This is a genomic window from Nocardia macrotermitis, from assembly GCF_009604405.1.
Taxonomy (GTDB): Bacteria; Actinomycetota; Actinomycetes; order Mycobacteriales; family Mycobacteriaceae; genus Nocardia; species Nocardia macrotermitis.
In genome coordinates this window covers 451,514-477,193 of record NZ_WEGK01000004.1, presented here as the reverse complement: position 1 = coordinate 477,193, position 25,680 = coordinate 451,514, and the positions used below count along the sequence as shown (strand labels likewise).

The window sequence follows — 25,680 nt, the reverse complement described above, 5'->3', positions numbered from 1 at the left end:
CCTGAATTGATGGCCGAGCCGGTGGTCGTGCCGCCGGTGCCGCGACGCGGTATTCCGGGCATGCGGCTGTTCTCGCTGACCGCCGGAATCCAGCGGGTGACGTTGATCGCCGGGCTCGCGCTGATCGGACTGTTCGTGATCGTCGCACTGTTCGCGCCGTTGATCGCGCCCTACGAATTCGCCCAGATCTCCGATCACGGTGTGGATTTCGTGCGGCAGCAGGCGCCCTCGGCGCAGCACTGGTTCGGTACCTCGGTGCGTGGGGAGGATGTGTTCTCCCGGGTGATATACGGCGCGCGCACGGCGTTGATCGTGATCGCGATCTCGCTGGTGCTGTCGCTGTTCGTCGGTGTGCCACTGGGTTTGGTGTCCGGGTACGTCGGGCGCTGGGTGGACCGGGTGCTGGTGCTGTTCATGGACGCGATGTACGCGTTCCCGACGCTGCTGCTGGCGATCGTGGTGTCCATCGTGGTGGCGGGCGGTAATTCGTCGAGTTTCGGCGGTGTGCTGTCGGCGTCGGTGGCGATCACGGTGATCTATGTGCCGCAATACTTTCGGGTGGTGCGCAATGCGACGGTCGCGGTGAAGACCGAACCGTACGTCGACGCCGCGCGGGTGACCGGTGCGCCGATCGGGCGAATCCTGTTCCGGCACATCTTCCCCAACGTCACCCAGTCGCTGCCGGTGATCATCACGCTCAACGGTTCCGAGGCGATCCTGACGCTGGCGGCGCTGGGTTTCCTCGGCTACGGCATCGAACCGACCCAAGCCGCGGAGTGGGGTTACGACCTGAACAAGGCGTTGTCCGATGTGTCCGACGGGATCTGGTGGACGGGGATCTTCCCCGGCGTCGCGATCGTGCTGGTCGTGCTGGGGATGACGATGGTGGGGGAGAGCCTGAACGAGGTGCTCAATCCGCTGCTGCGGACGCGCCGGGCGGCCTCGGGCGGGAACGACAGCGCGGGAGACGCCGATGACTGAGACAACGGAACGCACTGCGGCACTGTCGATCTCCTCGCTCTCGGTCACCTTCGCCACCGACGCCGGGACGGTCGACGCGGTGCGCGATGTGTCCTACGAGGTGTTCCCCGGTGAGGTGCTCGCGATCGTCGGCGAATCGGGTTCGGGCAAATCGGTGAGTTCGCGCACCGCGATCGGCCTGCTGCCGCACACCGCGCGCGTGCGCGGCACGGTGACCGTCGGCACGCACACCATCACCACGATGTCGGACAAACAGCTGACCGCGATCCGCGGCGGTGACATCTCGATGGTGTTCCAGGAGCCCGGCGCGGCCCTGGACCCGCTGTTCACCGTCGGCTTCCAGCTCGCCGAAGCCATTCGCGCCCATACGAATACGGGCCGCAAGGCCGCCAAGGCCCGTGCCATCGAGTTGCTGCGCACGGTCGGCCTGCCCGATCCGGAACATCGGGTGGACTTCTATCCGCATCAGCTCTCCGGCGGCCAGAAGCAGCGCGTGATGATCGCCATCGCCATCGCGTGCGAGCCCAAGGTGATCATCGCCGACGAACCGACCACCGCCCTGGACGTCACCGTCCAGGCCGAGATCCTGGAACTGCTCCGCGATCTGCGCGACCGCATCGGCAGCGCCATCGTCCTGATCACCCACAACATGGGCGTTGTCGCCGACCTGGCCGACCGCGTAGTGGTCATGCGCTCGGGCAAGGTCGTCGAAACCGCCCCCGTCGAACAACTCTTCGCCGCCCCCCAGGAGCAATACACCCGAGACCTCCTCGCCGCCGTCCCCCACCTCGGCGCAGGTCTCGAACCCACCGCCGAACCGGTCTCACCCATTGCGCCACAAGCGGATTCGACGGTTCCGGCCACCGAATCGAAGCGGCTCGAGTCGGAGAGTGCGCCGGACCCGGGCGAATCGACCGGTGAACCTGCGGTGGGAGAGTCTGCCAGTGCCGAAGCCGTCCGGGGCGAGTCGGCGAGCGGGGCGGAGCCGATCGTTTCGGCTGATGAGCCTGCGGTGGGAGCGTCTGCCAGCAGCGTCGAAGCTGTCGGGGGCGAGTCGGCGAGCGGGTCGGAGCCGATCGTTTCGGCTGATGAGCCTGCGGTGGAGGCATCGGACCGACCGGAGTCGGAGTCGTCAACGAGTGGCTCCGATCCGGTTGAACGTCGTGGCGACCTGAATGCGGGCGAAGCGGCTGCCGAGCCGGTACTCGAAGTCCGGGATCTCGTGGTCGAGTTCCCGGGTGCCCTGGGCCGCACGGCATTTCGCGCTGTCGATACGGTGAGTTTCAGTATCGCCCGCGGTGAGACTCTCGGTCTGGTGGGGGAATCCGGGTCGGGGAAGACGACGATCGGGCGGTGTGTGGCTGCGCTGCAACGGCCTTCGGCGGGGGTGATCCGGGTGCAGGGGCAGGAGCTGACCGGGTTGTCGGAGCGGAAGTTGCGGCCGGTGCGCAGGCGGCTCGGTTTCGTGTTCCAGGATCCCGCGACGTCGCTGAATCCGCGTTTGACCGTGGGACAGTGCATCGCCGAACCGCTGGTGGTGCATTGCGCGGCCAAGGGGGCCGAGCTGCGGTCCCGGGTGCGCGCCATCCTGGACGCCGTGCAGCTACCCGAGGGCGCCGAAAGCCGTTATCCCCATGAGCTTTCCGGCGGCCAGCGGCAGCGGGCGAGTCTGGCGCGGGCGCTGGTGCTGAATCCGGATCTGCTGGTCGCGGACGAACCGACCAGCGCCCTGGACGTCTCGGTGCAGGCGCGGGTGCTGGAACTGTTCGCCGAACTGCAACGCGAATTCGGCTGGGCCTGCCTGTTCGTCAGCCACGACCTGGCCGTGGTGGATCAGCTCGCCGCGCGGATCATGGTGTTGCGCAACGGTTCCGTGGTCGAGGAGGGTACCCGCGACGAGATCCTGCGACATCCGTCCCAGGAGTACACCCAGCGCCTGGTCGCGGCGGTGCCGGTCCCGGACCCGGTCGAACAGCGTCGCCGCCGTCTCGCCTCGGCCGCCCTGTTCGCCGCCGACGGCACCGGATGACCAACCGGATGCGCTGCGCGGACCGCTCTCCCCTCTGCGGAATACCTTGCACCGCATCCCTTTCCGGACGAACGCTGGGCCGGTGGTAGGTGCCGGCCGAGTGTTCACCGATCCGGGGCAGCGGTCGGTGCCGGTCGCCCGCTGCCCCGGATCGGGACCACGCTCCGGCTTCTACGGTGTCGAAAACGCTTGCGACGTCAGGCTTCCGGCGGTGCGGGCGGCCGCAGCAGCCCGCTGATCATCAGCAGAATGCACTGTTCCGCTTCCGCCCGTGCGGTTTCCGGATCCTCGGCATTGGCCACCAGCATCCCCGCCTCGGTGACCGCACTCAGGATCAGATGTGCCAGTACGCGAACGGGCGCGTCCACGGCCAGCCCGGCCGCGACCGCCCGCTCGAGCATGTTCGTGATCAGCCCGAGCCCGTGACGGCTCTCCATCTCACGCCAGCCCGCCCAGCCCAGCACGGCCGGGCCGTCGGCCATGGCGATCCGCACCGTCTCGGCGCGACTGCACATGTCCAGGAAGGTGCGCAGCCCGGTGGCCATCGCGGCCATCAGATCGTTCGGATCGGGCAGCGCCGCCACCGAACGTTCGATCTCGGCGGTGTTGTCGGCCTCGAGTTGTTCGAGCACGGCCAGGAACAATCCCCTCTTGTCGCCGTAGTGATGGTGCAGCGCACCCCGGGTGACCCCGGCCTCGGACACGATCTCCTCGGCCGACACACCCGCGTATCCGCGCTCGGCGAACAGCCGGTAGCCGACCTGTTCGAGTGCGGTGCGGGTGCTCCGGGAGCGATCCTCCTGACTACGGCGTGGCATGCAGCCGAGTGAACTCCACGATCAACTCGGTGAGCAACTCGGGCTGATCCTCGGCGATGAAGGTGTAGGAATCCGCGACGGTCTTCAATGTCGCATTGGGCAGATCACCCGCGAGACGTTGCGCGAACGACAGTTTGAACGCCCTGTCCTCGCTCGCCCACGCCAGCAGGATCGGCAGTTCCAGACTCGGGAACCGCTCGGCCGCGGCCAGCGTGTACCGGTTGTGCACCCCGCGCAGGAACCGCCGCAGATCCGCCCGTATCGCCGCGGAATTCCGGGTCGGCAGCAGATACGAGTCGGTGATCTCGGGGGGCGGCTGCCGCTTGGTGACCAGCCCGAACGCGATCGGCAACCGCAGCGCCGGACGGAACCGCATCAGCTCGATCACCGACCGCAGCACCCCCGGTATCGCCGCCAGCCTGGGCAGCGGGGTGAACGGCTGCGGGAAGAACTTCTCGTACGCGTCGCAGTTGGTCAATACCACGCGCGCGACCCGGGATCGGTTGCGCGTCAACAGGATCTGCGTGATCGCCCCGCCGGTGTCGTTCGCCACCAACGTCACATCGCGCAGGTCGAGCCGTTCCAGGAACGCGGCGATGAGATCGGCCGCGCCGGTGGGGGACAGGTCCGCCTCGGGCACCGGAATCGTGTGCGCGCCGAACGGCCAGTCCGGCGTGAGACAGCGGTGACCGGCCGCGGCCACTCCGGGCACGACCTTGCGCCACAGATCGGCGTTGACGAGCAGTCCGTGCACGAACACCACCGGATCGCCGGAACCGGTGTCGTGGTAGCGGATCCGCGCGCCGGGCAGGTCCACATGATCGATCGGGCCTAGTGCGGTACTGGTTGCCATGATTCCTCCGGGACTCGGGGAGTAGCTGCCCGCCCAGATTCACATACGTACGGTATGTATGTCAATGGTGGAGTATTCCGGGAAACAGTGCGGTAGGTGCATGCCCGTTACTCCACTCCGGTAGCGTGATCAGGCATCTATCCGCCGATTCGGTTTGGAGCTTTCCCCGAAAATGACTGAGCAGACCCCGAGTGGTGCCGGTATGGACGGCCGGGGCGGCGCTTCGTACGCTGCCGCCGGTGTGGATATCGAGGCGGGTGACCGCGCGGTCGAGCTGTTCGCGCCCCTGGCCCGCAAGGCCACCCGGCCCGAGGTGCAGGGCGGACTCGGCGGATTCGCCGGGCTGTTCGCACTCAAGGGCGGTTACCGCGAACCGGTCCTGGCCTCCTCCACCGACGGCGTCGGTACCAAACTCGCGGTCGCGCAGGCCATGGACAAGCACGACACCGTCGGACTGGACCTGGTCGCCATGGTCGTCGACGATCTGGTCGTCTGCGGCGCGGAACCGCTGTTCCTGCAGGACTACATCGCGGTCGGCAAGGTCGTCCCGGAACGGGTCGCGCAGATCGTGTCCGGTGTCGCGGAGGGCTGCATTCTGGCCGGCTGCGCCCTGCTCGGCGGCGAGACCGCCGAACACCCCGGCCTGATGGAGGACGACCACTACGACATCTCCGCGACCGGCGTCGGCGTGGTCGAGGCCGACGCGGTACTCGGCCCGGATCGGGTGCGTCCCGGTGACGTGGTCATCGCAATGGGTTCCTCGGGCCTGCACTCCAACGGCTACAGCCTTGCCCGCAAGGTGCTGCTGGAGATCGACCGGATGTCGCTGGCCGGACACGTCGAGGAGTTCGGCCGCACCCTCGGTGAGGAACTGCTCGAACCCACCAAGATCTACGCCAAGGACTGCCTGGCCCTGGTCGCCGAGACCGATGTGCGCACCTTCGCGCACGTCACCGGCGGCGGGCTGGCCGGAAACCTGTCCCGGGTGGTGCCCGCGGGCCTGGTCGCCGAGCTCGATCGCGGCACCTGGAATCCCGCGCCGGTGTTCAAGCTGATCGCCCAGCGCGGCCGGGTCGAGCGTGCGGAGATGGAGAAGACGTTCAACATGGGCGTCGGCATGGTCGCGGTCGTCGCGCCCGAGGACGCCGACCGCGCGCTGGCCGTCCTCACCGCCCGGCACATCGCCTGCTGGACCCTCGGCACGGTGAAGAAGGCCAAGGATGCCGACGCCGACCGCGTCGTCCTCGAGGGTGTGCACCCGCGCTTCTGATACCGCGGTGAAACCCGGAACGGCACCGTCGCCCACGTGGGCGACGGTGCCGTTCGAGATTCGTGGTACAGACGGATCAACTGATTTCGTGAGTACATGGGTGACTTGCCGGGCACGCCCGAAAAGTTCCCAACGAATCACCGCCTGCCCGACACGCAAAAGATCCCCGCATTCAACGGCACGCTGAAATCGCGGGGAGACGGATGAGCATCGATGTCCCGTTCGGATAACGGGACGCTCGATGCGGGTTGTTGAGCTCTCAGCTGGTGATGCGAGGCGCTCGACAGGCCCGGGCCCGATACTGACGTGTGAAGGGGGAGGCCCGGCTGGCCTCCCCCTTCACACGGCGATCCAGGTCAGCGGCGCCAGTTGTCGTAGTCGTCGTCGGTGTCGTTCCAGCGCGACAGCGATTCGTCGTTGTCGTGCTCGTCGGACAGCACATCGCCGCGCTGCGAGTTGTGGGAGTGTCCCGACAGCTCGCGCTGAAGGCTCGTGAAGTCGGTCGATGGCGAGCTGTACTTGAGCTCGCGAGCAACCTTGGTCTGCTTTGCCTTAGCCCGGCCACGGCCCATGGCTGACCCCCTCACGTCACTGCGGAGCGGCCTGGGGTGGTTTGGCGGCCCCGTTCGAATTAATACTCTTCCTGACAGACACTTTAGCGTGTGTCAGGCGGTCGCGCTTCCAGGAGTGGGCGAAGACTCCCGAACTGATCGCGTTTGCCGGGTTGTCGCCCCCGGGACCGAGTTATCCGAACAGGCCCGGGACCGCGCGGACCAGCCCGACCCGGGCGCCGCCGCCGAGCACCGCGGGAGTCGCCAGATCCGCGTGCGCATCGGTCCACTCCACTCCCATCCGACGCAGAATTGCCTGCGTCAGGGGCATGCGGGCGCGGTCGTGACCGTCGTCGATCTTGTACGCGAACGCACGTCCGTCCGGTAGCGCACCCGCGTGCACACCGTCCGCGCCGATCTTGCAGACCAGTCCCGGGGTGGCCCGCATGGTCAGCAGATCGGGGCCGTCCGTGCCGGAAATCACTCGCGGATTGTTACGAATCGCCTCGGCGACGCGCCGCTGCGGCGTTCCGGCGTCGCCGGTGGTCATCGCCGCGTAGGCGCGGGCCAGATTCACCAGCGAGACCGGCACGATCGGCAGACCGCAGCCGTCGATGCCCAGATCGGTTTCCGGTTCGCCGGTGATCTCGGCGATCGTCGCGGACACCGACTGCTGCAGTGGATGCGCGGAATGCAGGTACCCGGTCGTCGGCCAGCCGTTGATCTTGCAGGTCGCGAGCATGGCGGCGTGTTTGCCCGAGCAGTTCATGTAGATCCGGCGAGCGGCCTTCGCGCGGTCGCGCCCGGCCAGGGCCTCGGCCCGCGCCACCTCGTCCGAGGGCAGGTCCGGCGGGCATTCGAGCTGGTCCTCGGTGAAACCGAAGCGGTCCAGCAGTCGCTGCACGAGCGCGATGTGGTCCGGTTCGCCGAAGTGCGAGGCGGTCGAGATGGCCAGCTCGGCCTCGTCCTGCGGTTCGAAACCGTTGCGCAGCAAGGTGATCGCCTGCATCGGCTTGTTGGTCGAACGCGGGAAGATCGGCAGATGCACCTCGCCCAGGGCGACCTCGGGCTCGCCGTCGGCGTCCAGGATCACCACCGATCCGCGGTGCACGCATTCGCGGAATCCGGACCGAACCACCTCGACCAGTTCGACACTCACGACCGCACCTCACCACTGTCCGGTCCGGACGCGCCCCGTGCCGACGATTCCGCCACCACACCTCCCGGTTGTTCTGTTCGCACTCGATTCGCCCGGCGCGCATGGCGTTCGACCTGCATGCGGACATCGTCGGAGACGGTGGGCTCGACGGCCAGCAGCAGCGCGAGCCGCTCGGGATCATGCCCGGTGAACAGGTCGCGGACCGTGACGCCGTGCTCGGGGACGTACTCGACGCGCACCCGATCGCCCGCGCCGATCGTGCCCTCGGTCAACACCCGCAGGTAGGCGCCGGTATCGGACTGCTGAGTGAAGCGTTTGACCCACTGCCGCTCGTTGCTCCAGTACTGGAACGTCGCGCACGGCACGCGCGGCGCGCTCACCTCGAGCACCGTGTCACCGACGCGCCACCGCTCGCCGAGGACCGAATCACTCACCGCCAGACCGGAAATCCGCAGATTCTCGCCGAACCAGCCGGGCTCCAGCGACCGCCGCAGCTGCACACCCCAGCGGCGCGCGTCCTGTTCGTCGTAGGCGTAGACGGCCTGATGCACGCCACCGTGATTCACCGGATCGCACACGTGATCGCCGTCGAGTCCCAACGCGCGCACCGCGACTCGGCCCGCGACCGGACGCTTGTCGATCGCGGTCCGCCCGACCCGGTTCACCTTCGCGGGCATCTCGAGATCGGCGTGCACGACACACACCGCCAGGATCTCCCCGACCGCGCCGACCCCGGACCGTGGGGCCGCGGCCGGTGCATGCCGCACCGCGGATTCGCCGACGGGCGCGTTCATCGCCCGCGCAATCTCTCCACCGCGAGGCGGCCGGCCTGCGGTTCGTCGTCCGAGGGCACCGAATCCGGATCGATGGCCGCGGCCATCGGGCCCGCCTCGAGCTGGGCGTCGGCGGGGACGGCCCGTTTGACCAGGGCCAACGCGACCGGCCCCAGCTCGTAATGGTCGATCAAGGTGCCCAGGCGGCCCACCGCGCGACCGCCCGCGGTCACCGGATCACCGATCTCGGGACGGGAATCGGCCGAACCGTCCAGATGCAGCAGCACCAGATGACGTGGCGGCTTACCGAGGTTGTGCACCCGCGCGACGGTCTCCTGACCGCGATAGCAGCCCTTGTGCAGATGGACCGCGCCGAATTCGCCGATGTCGCCGATCCAGCCGACCTCGTGCGGAATGGTGCGATCGTCGGTGTCCACGCCGATGCGCGGTCGTAGCGAGGCCACCCGCAGCGCCTCGAACGCCCAGAGTCCGGCCGGCGCCACACCCGCGGCGGTGAGCCGGGACCACCACTCGTGCAGATCCTCGCGCGGCACCAGCAGATCGAAACTGTCACCTGTGGGCCACGGCATACGTCGCAGGAATCCGCCAGCGGGTAGCGCAATTGCGCCATATATCGGAGGTAGCTGTTCGACCCCGAGCGTCTCGGTGAGTGCCGCGACGCCGGGGCCCAGCAGGGTCAGCAGCGCGTGTTCGGGTGCGGCCTCGGGCTTCGCGTCGGCCCAGAACACCATCTTGCGCAAGTAGTCCAGCAGGGCCGGGCCGCGCTCACCCTCGGTGTCGATCCACAGCGTGCCATCCAGGTCGGTGAGCACGAAGTGATGCAGTACCCGGCCGTTCAGATCCAGGTCCAGATCCTCGGCCGACTCACCGTCGGCGAGATCGGTGATGTGCTGGCTGGAGATGGTGTGCAGCCAGGACAGCCGTTCCGCGCCGGTGATGGTCAGGACGAAACGATGGGAACGATCGACCACGGCCGCGCGCTTGGTGGCGGCGCGCTGTTCACCGAACGGGTCACCGTGATGCCAGGCGACCGCGGCATCGGGGGTGCCGGGTGAGCCCGCGACGGCCCCCGGAACTGTCAGCAGCGGACTGGGCGGGAGATCCACGGACACACCTCCACAATAGGCGAACTCGCGGCGGGCGGGTCGGCGCGCGCGGTGCGGTGGAATGTCACGGTTCGTTTGCTGTGGTGTTCCTCACGGGTTGCCGGGTGATCCGCGCGGATGTGACACCGCTCGACGGCAGTTCGTACTCGCTCGCGGAGGCGTCCGTTCGCCTAGGCTGCTGCGCATGGTGGATCGAGTTCTGGTGACACTCGACGGCGCGGTCCAGGACCCGGACGCGCCGTTGCTCTCTGCGGACGATTTCGGCGCACTGCGCGGTGACGGCGTCTTCGAAACGGTTCTGGTACGCGAGGGTAAACCCTGTGCGCTGGAACTGCATCTGGCCCGGCTACGGCGTTCGGCACAGGCGCTCGATCTACCGGAACCCGATCTCGGGCAATGGCGTTCGGTGGTCGAGGTGGCGGCCAAGGAGTGGGGCAGCGAGCGCGAGGGCCAGCTGCGCATGGTGCTGACCCGCGGTCGCGAGAGCGCCGGTCCGGCGTCGCCGATCACCTCCGGCGCACTGTCCGAGACACCGGACTCGACCGCGTACGTGCTCGTCGCCGGGGTCGCTGATCGGGTGAAAAAGGCTCGCACCGAAGGGATTTCGGTGATCACCCTGGCGCGCGGGGTGTCGGTGGATCTCGCGCAGAGTGCGCCGTGGCTGCTGATGGGCGCGAAATCGCTGTCGTACGCGACGAATATGGCCGCGCTGCGTTTCGCCGCGCGTCAGGACGCGGACGATGTCGTCTTCACCAGCACCGAACATCGGGTGCTCGAGGGGCCGCGGTCGACCGTGGTGATCCAGCGGGACAAGCAGTTGCTCACCCCGCCCGCCAAACACGGTGTGCTGCCGGGCATCACGCAGCGCGCGCTGTTCGCCGAGGCCGAGCGGGCGGGCTGGAAGTGCGAGTACCGGTCGTTCTTCGTCGCGGATCTGATCACCGCGGACAGCGTGTGGCTGTTGTCGAGCGTCACGTTGGCCGCGCGGGTGGCCTCGCTGGACGGGCTGCGGATGTCCGCTCCGGACTGCGCTCCGGAGATCAGTGAAATGGTCGATCGGGGTATCGCGCGGAACTGGAATCTCGCCGACTGGTAGCTGTATTTTTGGCCTCCGCTTCGCTCCCCCGCTCCGTCAGTCCAGAATCGAGCCGGGCCCCGACCCTTGCGGTCGGCGTTATCCGGAGTTGGTCTCGGAGCTACGGCGAAAGACGCGATGTCGTGATGTAAGACTCGTTGTTCTGACGAGGGTCTGGCGTAGCCTTACTACGACACGTAGTAGTAGGGGTAGGAGGCCGGATGAACGTTGTCGACATATCGCGGTGGCAGTTCGGTATCACGACGGTCTATCACTTCATGTTCGTGCCGCTCACCATCGGTTTGGCGCCCCTGGTCGCGGGGATGCAGACCGCGTGGGTGGTCACCGGGAGGGATCACTGGTATCGGCTGACGAAGTTCTTCGGCAAGCTGTTCATGATCAACTTCGCGCTGGGGGTCGCGACCGGCATCGTGCAGGAATTCCAGTTCGGGATGAACTGGAGCGAGTACTCGCGATTCGTCGGCGACGTCTTCGGCGCGCCCCTGGCCATGGAGGGGCTGGTCGCCTTCTTCATGGAATCCACGTTCCTCGGGCTGTGGATCTTCGGCTGGACCCGGCTGCCCAAACTGGTGCATCTGGCGACGATCTGGCTGGTCGCGATCGGGGTGAACGCGTCGGCGTTCTTCATCATCGCGGCCAACTCGTTCATGCAGCATCCGGTCGGCGCGGTCTACAACCCGGCGACCAAACGCGCTGAGCTGCACAGCATTTGGCAGCTGCTCACCAACAACACCGCGCTGGCCGCGTTTCCGCACGTGGTCGCCGGATCCTTCCTCACCGCAGCCACTTTCGTGGCCGGTATCGGTTGCTGGTGGATGGTTCGGGAATCGCGCAAGGGCAACGTCGACCTGGCCCGCGATATGTGGCGGCCCGCCGCGCGGATGGGCATGTGGGTGATCATCGTCGCGGGCGTCGCGCTGGTGTTCACCGGCGACGTGCAGGGCAAGCTCATGTTCAAACAGCAGCCGATGAAGATGGCCTCGGCCGAATCGCTGTGCCACGGGCAGACCGATCCGGACTTCTCGGTGCTCACCGTCGGCACGCACAACAACTGCGACAGCGTCACCCACCTCATCGAGGTGCCCGCGGTGCTGCCCTGGCTGGCCGAGGGCAAGTTCAGCGGCGTCACGCTGGGCGGGGTGAAGGATCTGCAGGTCAGCTACAACGAGAAGTACGGGCCGGGGGACTATCGGCCGAATCTGTTCGTGACCTACTGGACGTTCCGCGCGATGATCACCTGGGCGGGCGGCTCCGCGCTGATCGCGCTGGTCGGGCTGTGGCTGACCCGGCGCGGGCGGATTCCCGGACAGCGCTGGCTCGGCTGGCTGGGTCTGCTCGTCATCCCGACGCCCTTCCTGGGCAACAGCGCCGGCTGGGTGTTCACCGAGATGGGCCGCCAGCCGTGGGTGGTCGCGCCCAATCCGACCGGTGACCCGAACATTCGAATGACGGTGCAGCAGGCCGTATCCGGCAACACCGCGGGCACCGTGCTGACCTCATTGATCGTCTTCACCGCGCTGTACGGGGTGCTGGCGGTCGTGTGGTTCTTCCTGATGCGCCGGTACGTCGTCGAGGGGCCCGAGGAGAAATCCGCGGTGAGCGCGGAAGACGGTGCCGTCGAGAAGCTTTCGTTCGCCTACTGAGGGAGTCGAGCAAATGAGTCTGCCGGAATTCTGGTTCCTGGTGATCGGTGTGCTGTTCACCGGCTATTTCGTGCTGGAGGGCTTCGACTTCGGCGTCGGCATGCTGATGCCGATCCTCGGCCGCGGCTCCGAGACGCGAAAACGTGTGGTGCTCAACACGATCGGACCCGTCTGGGACGGTAACGAGGTGTGGCTGATCACCGCGGGCGGTGCGCTGTTCGCGGCGTTCCCGGAGTGGTACGCGAGCCTGTTCTCGGGGTTCTATCTGGCGCTGCTGTTGATTCTGGTCGCGTTGATCGTGCGGATCGCCGGCATCGAATACCGCAGCAAGATCGACGATCCGCGCTGGCGGGCCGGGTGCGACGCGGCGATCCTCTTCGGATCCTGGGTGCCCGCGCTGGCCTGGGGACTGGCCTTCGCGAACATGGTGCGCGGCGTACAACTCAACGAGCACAAGCAGATTCACGGCAGTCTGCTCGATCTGCTCGGGCCCTACGCGTTGCTCGGGGCGCTCACCACGGCGCTGCTGTTCCTGCTGCACGGTGCGGTGTTCATCGGGCTCAAGACCGGTGGTGAGGTGCGGGACGGTGCGCGGCGGGTCGCGCGGATCGTGCTGGGGCCCACGGTGCTGGTGGTGGCCGGGTTCGGCCTGTGGACGCAGCTCGCGCACGGTAAGGGCTGGACGTGGATTCCGTTGGCGCTGGCCGTGATCGGGCTCGCACTCGCGGCCGCGGCGACGTTGCGCGGGCGGGACGGCTGGGCGTTCACCGGGACCGCGCTGACCGTCGTCTCGGCGATGGTGCTGCTGTTCGGCGCGCTGTTCCCGTACGTCCTGCCGTCGTGCATCGACCCGTCGTTCGGGCTGAGTGTGGACGGGCGGATGGTCGACGGGCATGCGACCGTGAGCGCGTCCTCGACGCACTACACGCTGATGGTGATGAGTTGGTGCGCGGTGATCGTGACGCCGGTCGTGCTGCTGTACCAGGGCTGGACGTACTGGGTGTTCCGCAAGCGGCTGACCGTCGAGCAGATCCCGCCCGCGACCGGTCTGTCGTTGCAACGCGGCACCGCGAGCTGAGTCATGGCCGGACCCGTCGACCCGAGACTGTGGCGGTACGCGCGTTCCGCCCGGCGGTATCTCGTTGTCAGCGTGGGACTTTCGCTGGTGACGACCGGATGCATCGTGGTGGGTGCGATGCTGCTGGCGCGGATGCTGGCCGGGGTGATCACCGACCCCGCGCGACGTTCGATCGGCTCGTGGGGCGTGGAGATCGTGGTGTTCGCTCTCGCGATCGGCGGCCGGGGCGTGGCGACCTGGTGGCAGTCGCGCCTCGCGCATCGGGCCGGTGCGCGGGTCGTCGCCGAGCTGGAACAGGCCGTCCTGGTCGCCGGTTCCGAGCTCGCGCCGCGTGAATTGGATTCGCGCCGAACGGAATTGGCAGTCGTCGTCGGCAGCGCGCTGAGCGGATTACGCGCCTACCTGACCGGCTACCTCCCCGCACTACTCCTGGCGGCCCTGGTCCCACCGATCGTATTGGCGGTCATCGCGATCCACGACCCGCCCGCCGGTCTGATCATCCTCATCACCCTCCCTCTCATCCCGATATTCATGATCCTGATCGGCCTGATGACCCAGGGCCGCTCCGCCGCCACCCTCACCGCCACTACCCGCCTGTCCGACCAACTCCTCGACCTGTTCGCCGGGATGCCGACCTTGCGTGCGCTGGGACGCGAAACCGCCGGGCGTGCAGCGGGTTCCGGGATGACGATGAGTCATCGGGTGCGGGCGTTGGGGGAGTCGTTGCAGGTGCGGACGATGGCGGCGTTGCGGGTGGCGTTTCTGTCCTCGATGGTGTTGGAGATGCTGGCCACGCTGTGTGTGGCATTGGTGGCGGTGTCGATCGGGATGCGGTTGGTGTTCGGGCATATGGGGTTGTACGCGGGGTTGCTCGGGTTGATTCTGGCTCCGGAGGTGTATCTGCCGCTGCGGGCGGTGGGGGAGCGGTTCCACGCGGCGCGGGATGGGATGGCGGCGGCGGAGCGGGCGTTCGCGGTGCTGGAATCCGAAGGGCGCGAGGTGGGTTCCGCTGGTGCCGGGCGGATTTCGGATTTCCGGGGCGAGGTCGAGATTCGGGACCTTTCGGTGCGGTCTCGGGACGGTTTCGCGCCTGCCGGATTGTCCGCGGTACTGCGGCCCGGTGCGATCACAGTGCTGGCAGGTCCCAACGGATGCGGTAAATCGACTGTGCTGCAATCGATTCTGGGCACGATGTGGCCCGACTCCGGATCGGTTCTGGTGGACGGGGTTCCGGTGCGTGAGCTGGATTCCCGGTCCTGGTGGTCGCGGGTCGCCTGGCTGCCGCAACGTCCGGTGCTGCTACCCGGCACCCTGCGCGAGAATCTCGAACTGCTCGGCCCTGCCACCGACGCCGCACTCCTGGAATCGGCCTGTGTCGCCACCGGATTCGATGCTGTTCTCCGCGACCTTCCGAACGGCTGGAACACCGTGGTCGGCACCGGTGGCCTGGGCCTGTCCCTCGGACAGCGTCAACGCCTCGCCCTGACCCGGGTCCTGGCCGCCGACCGCCCGATCCTGCTGCTGGACGAACCCACCGCCCACCTGGACGATCGCAGCGCCGCCACCGTCCTGTCCGCTCTCACCGCCCGTGCTCGCCGCGGCGCGACCATCGTCATCGTGGCCCACCGCCCCGACCTGCTGGCCTTCGCCGACAATCTTGTGGAAGTCCGTGCGTACCGGGATGATTCGGTGGCACGCGACGCCGATCTCCCGGAAGTGGGGGCCGTGGCCGATCGGTTCGGCAGCTCTCGGCCACTCGGGGAGTTGCACGTCGGGCCTCGGGAGGAGCTCCGATGACCAACGCGTGGGCGGATTTCCGGCGGATGCGGAAGATGCTGGGCCTGTCGGGCCGGCGGGTCGCGGTGTCGATCGGGTGGGGTGTGCTGGCGCTGGGGAGCGGGCTGGCATTGTCGGGGTTGGCCGCGTGGTTGATCGCGCGGGCCTGGGAGATGCCGCCGGTGCTGGATCTGAGTGTCGCCGTGGTTGCCGTTCGGGCACTGGGGATTTCGCGAGGATTGTGCCGGTATCTGGAACGACTGGCGACGCACGACGTGGCACTGCGGGCGATGACGACCGCGCGGACCGGGGTGTACACGGCGTTGGCGCGGGCCGACATCTGGACGCCGCGTTCCCGGAGCGCCGCCGAACCCGCTGGCGCACAGGATGATCCGACCAGGCTGCGACGCGGGGACCTGCTGACCCGGATCGTCAGCGATATCGATGATCTCGGCACGGTAGTGGTTCGTGCGGTCGTCCCGATCGCGGTCGCGACCATCCTGTCGGTCGCCGCCGTCGCCGTGCTCGCAACCGTATCCTTGCCTGCCGCAGCGATTCTCGCGCTCGCACTGGCCGTCGCCGGAATCTTCGCCCCGTGGTTGTCCGCGCGAGCGGCCCGGGAAGCCGAACTCGCCGTCCGCGACGACCGCACCGAATTCACCGCCGCCGCGATGACGGTGCTCGACCACGCCCCCGAACTGCGCGTCGCCGGACGCCTCGACGCCGCGCTGGAAACGGCCGCGTCCGCGAGCCGCCGCGCGGTCACCGCCGAGGATCGCGCCGCCGCCCACAGCGCCTGGGCCGCCGCGGCAACCCCCGTCTCGATCGGGGTGAGCGTGCTGGGCGCGCTGCTCATCGGCATCGCCCTCTACGGCGCCCCCGGAATCGCCGGAATGCCCGAGGGCACACTGCAATCCGTCCCGCCGGGCGCACTCACCCCGATGGCCATGGCCGTCCTCGTCCTGCTGCCGCTGTCCGCGTTCGAGGCGGTGGGCGTACTTCCCGCCGCTGCCCAGGCGTTGACCAGAGGCCGGGCCGCACTGCATCGCATCACCGCCGCCGAGCACACGAAAGACCTTCGCGCACAACCGGATCGACTGCGACAACTACCCGAACTGCCCGCCGGCCGCCGGATCGCGGTCCTCGGCCCGAGCGGCGCGGGCAAGACCACCCTGCTCATGGCCTGGGCCGGACTCTTCGACACCCCGCGCCCCGGAATCACCTTCTTCGCCGAGGACGCCCACCTCTTCGGCACCACCGTCCTGGAGAACCTGCGCGTATCCCGCGGTGACATCACCGAGGCGCAGGCCATCGCGGCCCTGCGCGCGGTAGGCGCCGGTGACTGGCTCGACTCGCTCCCCGAGGGCCTGTACACCGACCTGATCGGCGGCGCGGCAGCGGTATCGGGCGGTCAACGCCGCCGCCTCCTGCTCGCCCGCGCCCTGCTCTCCCCGGCCGACGTCCTACTCCTGGACGAACCCACCGAACACCTGGAAGCCGACACCGGCGCCACCCTCCTGCGCGCCCTGCTCGACGCCACCAGCGGCCTGATCGCCCCCGACCGCACGGTGGTCGTAGTCACCCACCAACTCCCCCCGAACCACCACGCCGACACCGTCATCCACCTCTCCAGCACCGGCCACATCACCACCGAAACCCGCCCCACCAGCAATTTCGCCCCCCGCGAAAATACGTTGCCGACCCCCGCCACCACCCGTTAGATTCGAATCACACTGGAAGGAGGTGGTTCGACGAATGAGTATTCAAAGGACACGTGAGGTGGCTGTCAGCTGAGCGCCACCGCTGCCACGGGCAACCGTTAGCGCGAAGCGCCCGGCGAATCCAAGGCAGCCACCCGGCCCCCGAGTCCCCGGCCAGTCCGACCGGGACCGCGCGAGAAATCCGCGGAACGACTCGGGGGTCGTTCCTTTTCGTCATGGTCCATTTTCGACCAGGGGTTACGCTGTGAGCATGACTGTCGAGCCGGTACCCGACTGGCTGATACCGCCCCCCGAGGGGTTCACGGTCGATGCGTTTCTGCGGTTGTCCAACCTGCCTCGCCACACTGAACTGATCGACGGGAGCCTGATCTTTGTGAGCCCGCAGGTGAAGTGGCACAGGCAGGTGATCGACCATTTGCGGCGCGAACTGGATCTGCAGGCACCGGAGAATCTACGAGCTGATCGTGAGATGGCCGTCAAGCTCGGCGTGCGTCAAATGCCGGAACCGGACGTTCTCGTCGTCACTTCCGAGGCATTCGATCGGGCAGATCCCGACAGCTACTACTTCGCGGAGGATGTGGTCCTCGCGGTCGAAGTGGTCTCCAAGGATTCGCAGGAGCGGGACCGCGACACCAAGCCGGGCAAATATGCGAAGGCCGGGATCCGCCATTACTGGCGGGTCGAGCGCAACGGCGCGGCTCCGGTCGTCTATGCCTATGAACTTGATCCCGCGACCAATTCCTATGCGCTGCTTGGCATTTTCCATGACATCCTGAAGATCCCGGTGCCATTTCCGGTGGAGATCGGCCTGGTGATCGAGCAGGGGCGGGGCTGAATCAGCCGATGTAGCGCTGGAGGCGGGCCGAGAGGCGGGGCTCCAGGGCGCCGTCGGCGACTATTCGTTCCTCGACGTAGCCGAGGTCGCCGCCTTCGACGATGCCGTAGAGGCGTTTCGCGCCGCCCACCACCGCGCCGGATTGGCTGCGGATGACGACGTCGGTGGCGAGTTCCCAGGAGGACTGGGTCAGGGCCTGGCCGTAGAACAGTTCGACGACGCCGGAGCTGTGCGTGAGCAGCAGTTCGATGACCTCGTCGTCGCCGTCGATACCGACTCGCCAGAAACCGCTCTCGCGCAGATCCGGGCCGTCGTAGTTGCCCTCGGTGTCGAGCACCCAGGAGCGGGACTGCCAGGTCAGGTAGTCGCCGCCGTCGTGCGAGACGATGATCTGCTGACCGAAGTGGTAGTCGCCGCGCTCGGGATCGTTGCCCTCGCCCTCGCCGCGCCACACGCCGACCAGCGGCAGCAGCGCGAGCATCGAGGAACTCAGGTCCGGGCCCTGGCGCAGGTTCGCGGTGTCCTCGGGCAGCGGCAGATCCGGCAACTGCGGAATGTTGCGCGGCGCGGTCGATTTCGCCCGTTCGGCGGCCTCGTGCACCGCGGCGTCACCACTGCGGCGCGCGGAGTCGACCCCGTTGTCCGTAGCGGACACCGAGCCGTTCGATGTTGAGTTCTCGACGTGCCCGGAATCGGTCACGACTCGGTGAAGAGCCGGTAGAGGACGTACAGACCGAACCAAGCGATCAGCACGGAAACGAGAACCAGCAAAATCTCGAATGTAAGGACCACACCGGGAGTCTATCGACCTGCGACCCCGGGACGGAAACCGGGATGTTGTGAGATGGGCCGTATCCGGAAAACCCGCCGGAGTCGCATGCGGGCCGCGGAACGCACCGAGCGGCAGCCCGCTTCCGCAGGCTGCCGCTCGGTCGAATTCAGTTGTCCGGCAAATTACTTCGCGACGGAGACGTCCACGTTGTGGATGCCCGCGCCCTCGGGCGAGACCTTCGCGGTGCCGTTGCCCGAGGAGGACAGGGCGCGCAGGGTCCAGGTGCCGGGGGCGGCGAAGAAGCGGAAGTCACCGGTGCCCGAGGCGACGACCTCGGCGGTGAACTCGTCGCCGGAGTCCAGCAGACGGACGAACGCACCACCGACGGGGTTGCCGTCGGCGTCGAGGACACGGCCGGTCAGGACCGTCTCCTTCTCGGTGTCGACATTGGCAGGCAGGGTCTGACCCTGGGTAGGTGCTGCGCACATAGGAATTAGGCTCCCAACTCGATCGGTGCTCCCACGAGGGAGCCGTACTCGGTCCAGCTTCCGTCGTAGTTCTTGACATTCTTGTGGCCAAGCAGCTCCTGCAGCACGAACCAGGTGTGCGAGGAACGCTCGCCGATGCGGCAGTAGGCGATGGTCTCCTTCTCGCCGTCCAGACCCGCATCCTTGTACAGCTCCGCCAGCTCCTCGTCGGAACGGAAGGTGCCGTCCTCGTTCGCGGCCTTGCTCCACGGCACGTTGATCGCGGTGGGGATGTGGCCGGGACGCTGGCTCTGCTCCTGCGGCAGGTGCGCCGGCGCGAGGATCTTGCCGGAGAACTCGTCGGGCGAACGCACGTCGACGAGGTTCTTGGTGCCGATCGCGGCGATGGTGTCATCGCGGAACGCGCGGATCGACAGGTCCTGCTCACCGGCCTTGTAGGTGGCGGCGGGGCGGCTCACGGCGTCCTTCGACAGCGGACGGCCGTCCAGCTCCCACTTCTTGCGGCCGCCGTCGAGCAGCTTCACGTTCTGGTGGCCGTACAGCTTGAAGTACCAGTACGCGTACGCGGCGAACCAGTTGTTGTTGCCGCCGTACAGGACCACGGTGTCGTCGTTGGAGATACCACGCGCCGACAGCAGATCGGAGAACTGCTCACGGTTGACGAAGTCGCGACGGACCGCATCCTGCAGGTCCTGCTTCCAGTCGACCTTGACGGCACCTTCGATGTGGCCCGTGTCGTAGGCGGAGGTGTCCTCGTCGACCTCGACGATGACGACGCCGGGGGCGTTGAGGTTCTCTTCTACCCAGTCTGCGGAGACCAGGACATCGGAGCGAGCCATGTTGTTCCTTTCGATGTGACTTGCCGGGCTAGGAGGGGGACTGTGTGGGCGCGGGGAGGATCCGCTGCACCAGGGGATACATCATGCAGCCCAGGCAGATGCCGAACGCCGCGTTGAGGAATGCCGCGAACAGCGCGAAGGCGGCGAAGATGGCGCCGACCACGGCACTGCCGGAGACGAAGCCGATGAAGCTGACCACCGCGAAGATCAGCCCGACGAGCTGGGCGAACCGCAGCGGCGCGACGGGTTCGACCTCGCTGGGCGGGCCGACACGGGGCGCGACGAACGTCGCGTAGATCAACCCGTACGGGCTGCGTCGCGGGCCCAGCAGCGCGCCGAGCGCGAACGCCACGGCCTGCAGGGCGATGATCACCGCGGCGGCCGGAACCGATACGGCGGAGACGAGTAGTACCACGATCAGCACGCCGGTGGTGAGCCACGCCGCGAAGCGGGGGCCCCGGACGTCGACCTGGCCGGGCCGGGCGGGCTGCGTCGATAAATCGGTGTCGGATTGAGACATCGGAAGAACTCCTGCGCTGCGTACGTCAGTCTGTATCGGAATCAGATAACCGGGGGATCTACGAGATCGCTCACGCGGTAGGACAACCGGTCGGCAGCGGGGAACAGTAAAGGCCGACCGGCTACATGCACAGGCAGCAACAGCCGCCGAGGCGGCACAGATCAACTGTGCGGCGACGGGTGAGCATCAGCTCTCGGCGGGTTTGCACGTCGATCAGTTTACCCGGTTCGGCGCGGAAATTGGACCCGGGGTCGGGAATCGGTGCGATCGACCTGCTCACGGCCGGTCAGCACGCGGATTCGGACGCGATTGTCCGGGTTCGCACCCCTCGCCGCCCGGCCGCGGCCGCGTCGGTTCGCCAGACGCGGCGAGGGCTCAGGCGCAGCGGGCCTCGGGCTCGGTGAGCGGCAGCAGCGCGCTGCGCAGATCCGCGGCCTTGGGCACACCGGAGATCCGGAAGCGTTCGCGGCCCTGCGCGTCGAACACGAACGTGGTGGGCAGGGACAGCACGTTCAACTCGCGGGCCAGCGCGGGTTCGGCATCGATGTCGACCTCGATATCGCGCGGCGCGGCCTCGGTCTCGGCCAGATCGGCGACCACGCCGCCGACGACCCGCCGCACCGCGGCGCACGGACCACACCATTCGGCGGAGAAATGCAGTACCGCGGGCTGTGCCGCGCCGACGCCCACAGCCGTCAGAAGTGCTGCGCGCTCGGCATTTTCGGGCGCGGCGGCCTTGGCGGGGGCGGTGCGAACACGTCCCTCGCGGCGACGCAGCAGCAGGCCGATGGCCGCGCCGACCACCAGCACCGCGACGAGAATCCAGATCTGGGTCATGGCTGGGCGAACCTGTCCATATCGATCGTCATATTTTCGCCCTCCCCTTCGACGATGATATTGCCGCCGAGCGCCTTGACGCTGGTCGGGTGCACGCCGAAGGGCAGATCACGGGTGTCGATGGTCCGGGTGAACCGGGCCAGCACCGCGTTCTTGTCCAGGTCGGGGCTCAGTTCGAACGAGTTCATCACCGAATTCCCCACCGGGTTCGCGCCGGCGGTCTCCTCGCCGTGATACAGATCCGTCGCGACGATGCGGACCTGATCGCCGTCCAGCATCAGATCGGCCTTCACACTGACCCGCTCGGTGCTGCGCGGTTCCGGACCCAGCGGGATGGTGCCGCTGAGGATGAGCGCGCCCTGGGTGGTGACGCCCGAACCGCCGGAGCCGCCCGTGCCGTCGGACTTGTCGGCCGGCGGCCCGCGCATGTCCAGGTCGGGGATGTTGAACAGGCGGCCGAGTTCGACCGGTTCGATGCGCATCCGCCCGGACACCCGATCCACCGGAACCGCCCGGGTGTCGCCGTCGAGCAGCGCGTGCGCGGGGAGGTGGACGCCGTTGAGGGTCGCCTCGACCAGGATCTGGCCCGGGATGTCCGGCCGGTTCGCGCTGGCCCGGATGTCGACGTTGCGGAAATCACCGTGCCAGGCCTGCAGCACGAACGGGAAGCCGTGCATGGTCACGCTCGGGTCGGCGCTGAGCTCACCGCCGGCCCGCAACGATCGCGAAACGCGGTATTCGGAATAGGCCGCCGCGGTGAAATCCACCACCACCGCGATCGCGGTCAGCAGCAGCAGTCCCAGCACGATCTTGCGCACCAGCACCGCGCGCATCGGCGGGCGAACCGCCACGGCGTCCGCGGTGTCCGGTGCGGCGGCGGACAGGTCCGCGGCCGGGGTCTTCGTCGGATTAGTCATGATCGCGGCCGCCTCTGCGGGATTCGGCGGACAACGCCGGTCCGGGGCGGTCGGATGAGGTCCCGGTCATGCGCTCGCCTGCCCGCGCACAGCTCGGGCGGGCCGGTCGCCAGGTTCGTCGCCGGGTCGGCGCGGTACGGCTGGTCGGGTCGTCGGGGTACCCGGTGAGTTACCCATGCATGCACGATATCTGTTGTCGACGCGATCAGCCCGGGGCGTTCGCTGAACCGGATGCCGCCGCGCCCGGCGCGGGGTGTGCCGTGCGCCCGGAATGCGTGGTCAACCCGGCAGACGCGCTAATGTAGGCACGAATTACCAGTGCTAACGAGCATGATGTCGCGGATGTACACCGAGGTTGCCGCGGACATGCCAGATTGGGAGGAGAGCCGGTGGAGCTGCTCCTGCTGACCTCGGACCCGAACCCGGAGTCGGTCCTGCCCTCGCTGGCGTTGTTACCCCACAACGTCCGTCCCGCGCCCACGGAGGTCTCCTCCCTGCTCGAGGCGGGGTCGGCCGATGTGGCGCTGGTCGACGCGCGGACCGATCTGGCCGCCGCGCGCGGGCTGTGCCGGTTGCTCGGCAGCACCGGATCCTCGGTGCCGGTCGTCGCGGTCCTCACCGAGGGCGGGTTGGTCGCGGTCAATGCGGACTGGGGCCTGGACGACATCCTGCTGCCCGGTACCGGGCCCGCCGAACTCGACGCCCGGCTGCGGCTGCTGGTCGCGCGCAACGGCGGTTCGGCCAGTCCGGAGAACACCGGCAAGATCACCCTGGGCGAGTTGGTGATCGACGAGGGCACCTACACCGCGCGGCTGCGCGGTCGCCCGCTCGATCTGACGTACAAGGAATTCGAACTGCTGAAGTACCTCGCGCAGCATGCGGGCCGGGTATTCACCCGGGCCCAGCTGTTGCAGGAGGTCTGGGGTTACGACTTCTTCGGCGGCACCCGCACGGTGGACGTCCACGTGCGGCGGTTGCGCGCCAAACTCGGCAGTGAATACGAGTCGCTGATCGGCACGGTGCGCAACGTCGGGTACAAGGCGGTGCGACCGGCGCGTTCGAATGCCAAGGCCGATCCGGCCCAGGCCGCCGCCGAGGACGACGCGTCCGTCGACGACGTACAACCGGCCCCGGTCAACGGTTCGCTGTCGTGAGCGACGATCGAGCGGAGCTGTCGGGCTGGACCAGCGAGCTGCCCGCCGACGTCGCGTCGCAGGTTCGCGGACTGCTCGCGCGGGCCGACGAATCCGACGGCGTCGCAGCGGTTTCCGAACAGGCCGTGCTGTCCCTGGACGCGCCCGGCACGGCCCGGCAGCTGCTCGCGATGCGTGAGGACGCGGTCGCCGGATACGCGAATCTCGTTGCGGCACATGGTGATCACCCGGCGATGGCGGAGGTCGTGGTGGATCCGCGGCATCGCGGTCGCGGGATCGGTGCGGCCCTGGTGGCCGCGGCGCTGGCCGAGGGCGGCCGGGGCGCGCGGGTCTGGGCGCACGGGAATCTGCCCTCCGCGCGGGCCGTCGCGGGGCGTCTCGGACTGAGTGTGGCGCGGGAGTTGTGGCAGATGCGCCGCCCGCTGGCGAATTCTGAGCTACCGGAGTTGGTGGTGCCGTCCGGACTCACCTTGCGGACCTACGCCGGTCCCGGCGACGACGCGGAACTGCTGCGAGTGAACAATGCGGCGTTCGACTGGCATCCCGAACAGGGCGGCTGGTCCGAGGCCGACATCACGGTCCGTCGCGAATCGTCCTGGTTCGATCCGAAGGGCCTGTTCATCGCGGTGGACACCGCCCGGCCCGAACGGATCCTGGGCTTTCACTGGACCAAGGTGCACGACGCCTCGGACGCCCCGGAGAATGCCGCGGAACAGGCGGAACCGCCGGTCGGCGAGGTGTACGTGGTCGGTATCGATCCCGCCGCGCAGGGGCGCGGTCTGGGTCGGCTGCTGACCCTCGCGGGCCTGCACCACCTGCGCGATCGGGGTCTGGGCGAGGTGCTGCTCTACACCGAGGCGGACAACACCGCGGCGGTGCACACCTACACCCGGCTCGGCTTCGGCACCGCGCACGTGGACGCCGCCTACGCCGCCCGCTGATCCGGCTCTCGCGCGGGTCGATTCCGCGCCGTACGTACTCCGGGTGGCCTCACAGCGAACACTCAGGATGACGTGGGTAACACTGGGGCAAATGTCACAGCAACAACTCGAAATAGCGTCGGCTTGTTCACTCCCCGTTCACTTGCCCAGGTCCAACTGTCCACCGGCCGAACCTACGTTACTTATGGGCAGTACCCGCTGCTCGGTGTGCGCGTTCTGTGAACAGCCACCATGGCACTCGTCCGATCGTTGAGGGATCGGACGTGTCTCGAGCGTTACCGGAGGATTAGGTGAATCTCAAGCGCAGCGGCGCTCTCATCGGCGTGCTGGCCGCGGCCGGGGCTCTGACCCTGTCGGCCTGTGGCAGCGACAACAACTCCGCGTCGACCGGCAACACCGCCCCGAAGGTCAGCGTCGATTGCGGTGGCAAGAAGGCGCTCAAGGCGAGTGGTTCCACGGCGCAGAAGAACGCCATGGACCGCTTCATCGCGGCCTACCAGCAGAACTGCAACGGCTACAAGCTGGACTACACCGGCAGTGGCTCGGGTGCGGGCATCAACGACTTCATCGGCGGCCAGACCGATTTCGCCGGTTCGGACTCCCCGCTGGACCCGAAGAAGGGTGAGGTCGACAAGGCCGCGCAGCGCTGCGGCTCGACCGCGTGGGATCTGCCGACGGTCTTCGGCCCCATCGCGATCACCTACAACATCACCGGTGTCGACAGCCTGGTGCTCGACGGCCCGACGGCCGCCAAGGTGTTCAGCGGCCAGATCAAGAACTGGAACGACCCGGCCATCAAGGCGCTGAACAGCGGTATCGCGGACAAGCTCCCGGACCTGGCCATCAACGTGGTCTTCCGTAGCGATCAGTCGGGCACCACCGACAACTTCCAGCACTACCTGGACGCGGCGTCCAAGGGCGCGTGGGGCAAGGGCGCGGGCAAGGTCTTCAACGGCGGCGTCGGCGAGGGCGCCCAGGGCAACGACGGCACGTCGGCCGCGATCAACCGCACCCCCGGCTCGATCACCTACAACGAGTGGTCCTTCGCCAAGGCGCAGAACCTGCACATCGCGCGCATCCTGACCGACGCCTCGGTCAAGCCGGTCGAGCTGAACACCACCTCGGCCAGCGCGGCGGTCGCGAGCGTCAAGATCAAGGGCACGGGCAACGACCTGGTGCTGGACACCTCGTCGTTCTACAACCCGACCGACGCGACCGCCTACCCGATCATGCTCGGCACCTACGAGGTGGTCTGCTCGAAGTACAGCGACGCCGACACCGCCAAGGCTGTCAAGGCGTTCCTGACCTCCGCGGTCAACAACGGCCAGGTCGGCCTGGACTCCGTCGGCTACATCCCGCTGCCGGATTCCTTCAAGGCCAAGCTGACCACCGCCATCACCGCCATCTCCTGATAGCTGCCGACCCATGACCGTGCACAACGATGTCACCGCCGGGGGCCGGTCGGAAACGACCGGCCCCGGGGCGGGCGGAGATAATTCTCG

Annotated in this window: 24 protein-coding genes; 12 read left to right on the top strand and 12 right to left on the bottom strand. The window is 67.8% G+C overall.

Annotation, left to right across the window (positions count from 1 at the left end; genetic code table 11):
• Positions 1-9: 9 nt before the first annotated feature.
• A complete protein-coding gene (locus tag NRB20_RS12160; RefSeq protein WP_153410336.1) occupies positions 10-981 on the top strand; it encodes an ABC transporter permease in 972 nt (323 codons plus the stop codon).
• On the top strand, positions 974-3,010 hold the full coding sequence (locus tag NRB20_RS12155; RefSeq protein ID WP_153410142.1) for a dipeptide ABC transporter ATP-binding protein: 2,037 nt from the start codon (positions 974-976) through the stop codon (positions 3,008-3,010). Before NRB20_RS12160 ends, NRB20_RS12155 begins: the two co-directional genes overlap by 8 nt.
• 197 nt (positions 3,011-3,207) lie before the next feature.
• Here NRB20_RS12155 and NRB20_RS12150 read toward each other — a convergent pair whose 3' ends face one another.
• Complete coding sequence (locus tag NRB20_RS12150) at positions 3,208-3,828, bottom strand: TetR/AcrR family transcriptional regulator (RefSeq protein WP_153410141.1); 621 nt, start codon at positions 3,826-3,828, stop codon at positions 3,208-3,210.
• Positions 3,815-4,681, bottom strand: a complete 867-nt coding sequence (locus NRB20_RS12145) for an alpha/beta fold hydrolase (protein ID WP_153410140.1) — start codon at positions 4,679-4,681, stop codon at positions 3,815-3,817. The genes NRB20_RS12150 and NRB20_RS12145 overlap by 14 nt, the downstream gene beginning before the upstream one ends.
• A gap of 172 nt (positions 4,682-4,853) precedes the next feature.
• On the opposite strand from NRB20_RS12145, the gene purM reads away from it, so the two are divergent.
• Positions 4,854-5,951: a phosphoribosylformylglycinamidine cyclo-ligase gene (gene purM / locus NRB20_RS12140; RefSeq protein ID WP_153410139.1), complete on the top strand. Its 1,098-nt coding sequence runs from the start codon at positions 4,854-4,856 to the stop codon at positions 5,949-5,951.
• Positions 5,952-6,307: 356 nt separating this feature from the next.
• On the opposite strand, the gene NRB20_RS12135 is transcribed toward purM, so the two are convergent.
• The 4 genes from NRB20_RS12135 to ygfZ form a co-directional block, all read right to left on the bottom strand.
• The gene (locus NRB20_RS12135; RefSeq protein WP_153410138.1) at positions 6,308-6,523 is read right to left on the bottom strand and encodes a DUF3073 domain-containing protein; all 216 of its coding nucleotides are present in this window, start codon (positions 6,521-6,523) and stop codon (positions 6,308-6,310) included.
• Between the two features lie 172 nt (positions 6,524-6,695).
• Positions 6,696-7,661, bottom strand: coding sequence for an asparaginase (locus tag NRB20_RS12130; RefSeq protein WP_319944796.1), 966 nt, complete (start codon positions 7,659-7,661; stop codon positions 6,696-6,698).
• Complete coding sequence (locus tag NRB20_RS12125) at positions 7,658-8,338, bottom strand: MOSC domain-containing protein (protein WP_227833466.1); 681 nt, start codon at positions 8,336-8,338, stop codon at positions 7,658-7,660. Before NRB20_RS12125 ends, NRB20_RS12130 begins: the two co-directional genes overlap by 4 nt.
• Positions 8,339-8,451: 113 nt before the next feature.
• On the bottom strand, positions 8,452-9,567 hold the full coding sequence (gene ygfZ, locus NRB20_RS12120; RefSeq protein ID WP_319944795.1) for a CAF17-like 4Fe-4S cluster assembly/insertion protein YgfZ: 1,116 nt from the start codon (positions 9,565-9,567) through the stop codon (positions 8,452-8,454).
• Between the two features lie 178 nt (positions 9,568-9,745).
• Here ygfZ and NRB20_RS12115 point away from each other — a divergent pair, with 178 nt between their 5' ends.
• The 6 genes from NRB20_RS12115 to NRB20_RS12090 all read left to right on the top strand — a co-directional run bounded on the left by NRB20_RS12115 (position 9,746) and on the right by NRB20_RS12090 (position 17,710).
• A complete protein-coding gene (locus tag NRB20_RS12115; protein WP_153410136.1) occupies positions 9,746-10,657 on the top strand; it encodes an aminodeoxychorismate lyase in 912 nt (303 codons plus the stop codon).
• A 200-nt stretch (positions 10,658-10,857) separates the two neighbouring features.
• The gene (locus NRB20_RS12110; protein WP_153410135.1) at positions 10,858-12,300 is read left to right on the top strand and encodes a cytochrome ubiquinol oxidase subunit I; all 1,443 of its coding nucleotides are present in this window, start codon (positions 10,858-10,860) and stop codon (positions 12,298-12,300) included.
• Positions 12,301-12,313: 13 nt separating this feature from the next.
• Positions 12,314-13,378 carry a cytochrome d ubiquinol oxidase subunit II gene (gene cydB / locus NRB20_RS12105; protein WP_153410134.1) on the top strand — a complete coding sequence of 355 codons (1,065 nt, stop codon included), beginning with the start codon at positions 12,314-12,316 and terminating at the stop codon, positions 13,376-13,378.
• Between the two features lie 3 nt (positions 13,379-13,381).
• Positions 13,382-15,175: a thiol reductant ABC exporter subunit CydD gene (gene cydD, locus NRB20_RS12100; RefSeq protein ID WP_153410133.1), complete on the top strand. Its 1,794-nt coding sequence runs from the start codon at positions 13,382-13,384 to the stop codon at positions 15,173-15,175.
• Positions 15,172-16,875, top strand: coding sequence for an ATP-binding cassette domain-containing protein (locus tag NRB20_RS12095; protein WP_194289813.1), 1,704 nt, complete (start codon positions 15,172-15,174; stop codon positions 16,873-16,875). The genes cydD and NRB20_RS12095 overlap by 4 nt, the downstream gene beginning before the upstream one ends.
• 250 nt (positions 16,876-17,125) lie before the next feature.
• Complete coding sequence (locus tag NRB20_RS12090; protein ID WP_153410132.1) at positions 17,126-17,710, top strand: Uma2 family endonuclease; 585 nt, start codon at positions 17,126-17,128, stop codon at positions 17,708-17,710.
• A gap of 1 nt (position 17,711) precedes the next feature.
• Here the strand turns inward: NRB20_RS12090 and NRB20_RS12085 are convergent, their stop codons facing one another.
• From NRB20_RS12085 to NRB20_RS12060, 6 genes are all read right to left on the bottom strand, one after another.
• A complete protein-coding gene (locus NRB20_RS12085) occupies positions 17,712-18,365 on the bottom strand; it encodes an FABP family protein (protein ID WP_319944794.1) in 654 nt (217 codons plus the stop codon).
• Between the two features lie 299 nt (positions 18,366-18,664).
• The gene (locus NRB20_RS12080; protein WP_153410130.1) at positions 18,665-18,970 is read right to left on the bottom strand and encodes a DUF1416 domain-containing protein; all 306 of its coding nucleotides are present in this window, start codon (positions 18,968-18,970) and stop codon (positions 18,665-18,667) included.
• A 5-nt stretch (positions 18,971-18,975) separates the two neighbouring features.
• Positions 18,976-19,809 carry a sulfurtransferase gene (locus tag NRB20_RS12075; RefSeq protein ID WP_153410129.1) on the bottom strand — a complete coding sequence of 278 codons (834 nt, stop codon included), beginning with the start codon at positions 19,807-19,809 and terminating at the stop codon, positions 18,976-18,978.
• Between the two features lie 28 nt (positions 19,810-19,837).
• Positions 19,838-20,329 carry a DUF4395 domain-containing protein gene (locus tag NRB20_RS12070; RefSeq protein WP_153410128.1) on the bottom strand — a complete coding sequence of 164 codons (492 nt, stop codon included), beginning with the start codon at positions 20,327-20,329 and terminating at the stop codon, positions 19,838-19,840.
• A gap of 375 nt (positions 20,330-20,704) precedes the next feature.
• Positions 20,705-21,166 carry a thioredoxin family protein gene (locus NRB20_RS12065; protein WP_153410127.1) on the bottom strand — a complete coding sequence of 154 codons (462 nt, stop codon included), beginning with the start codon at positions 21,164-21,166 and terminating at the stop codon, positions 20,705-20,707.
• Entirely contained in the window at positions 21,163-21,984 is an 822-nt protein-coding gene (locus NRB20_RS12060) for an LmeA family phospholipid-binding protein (RefSeq protein WP_319944835.1), read from the bottom strand. The genes NRB20_RS12065 and NRB20_RS12060 overlap by 4 nt, the downstream gene beginning before the upstream one ends.
• Positions 21,985-22,472: 488 nt before the next feature.
• Between NRB20_RS12060 and NRB20_RS12055 the strand changes: the two genes are divergently transcribed.
• From NRB20_RS12055 to pstS, 3 genes are all read left to right on the top strand, one after another.
• On the top strand, positions 22,473-23,237 hold the full coding sequence (locus NRB20_RS12055; protein ID WP_319944793.1) for a winged helix-turn-helix transcriptional regulator: 765 nt from the start codon (positions 22,473-22,475) through the stop codon (positions 23,235-23,237).
• Positions 23,234-24,178 carry a mycothiol synthase gene (gene mshD, locus NRB20_RS12050; RefSeq protein ID WP_406603813.1) on the top strand — a complete coding sequence of 315 codons (945 nt, stop codon included), beginning with the start codon at positions 23,234-23,236 and terminating at the stop codon, positions 24,176-24,178. The genes NRB20_RS12055 and mshD overlap by 4 nt, the downstream gene beginning before the upstream one ends.
• Before the next feature lie 290 nt (positions 24,179-24,468).
• Complete coding sequence (gene pstS, locus NRB20_RS12045; RefSeq protein ID WP_319944792.1) at positions 24,469-25,590, top strand: phosphate ABC transporter substrate-binding protein PstS; 1,122 nt, start codon at positions 24,469-24,471, stop codon at positions 25,588-25,590.
• Positions 25,591-25,680: the final 90 nt, after the last annotated feature.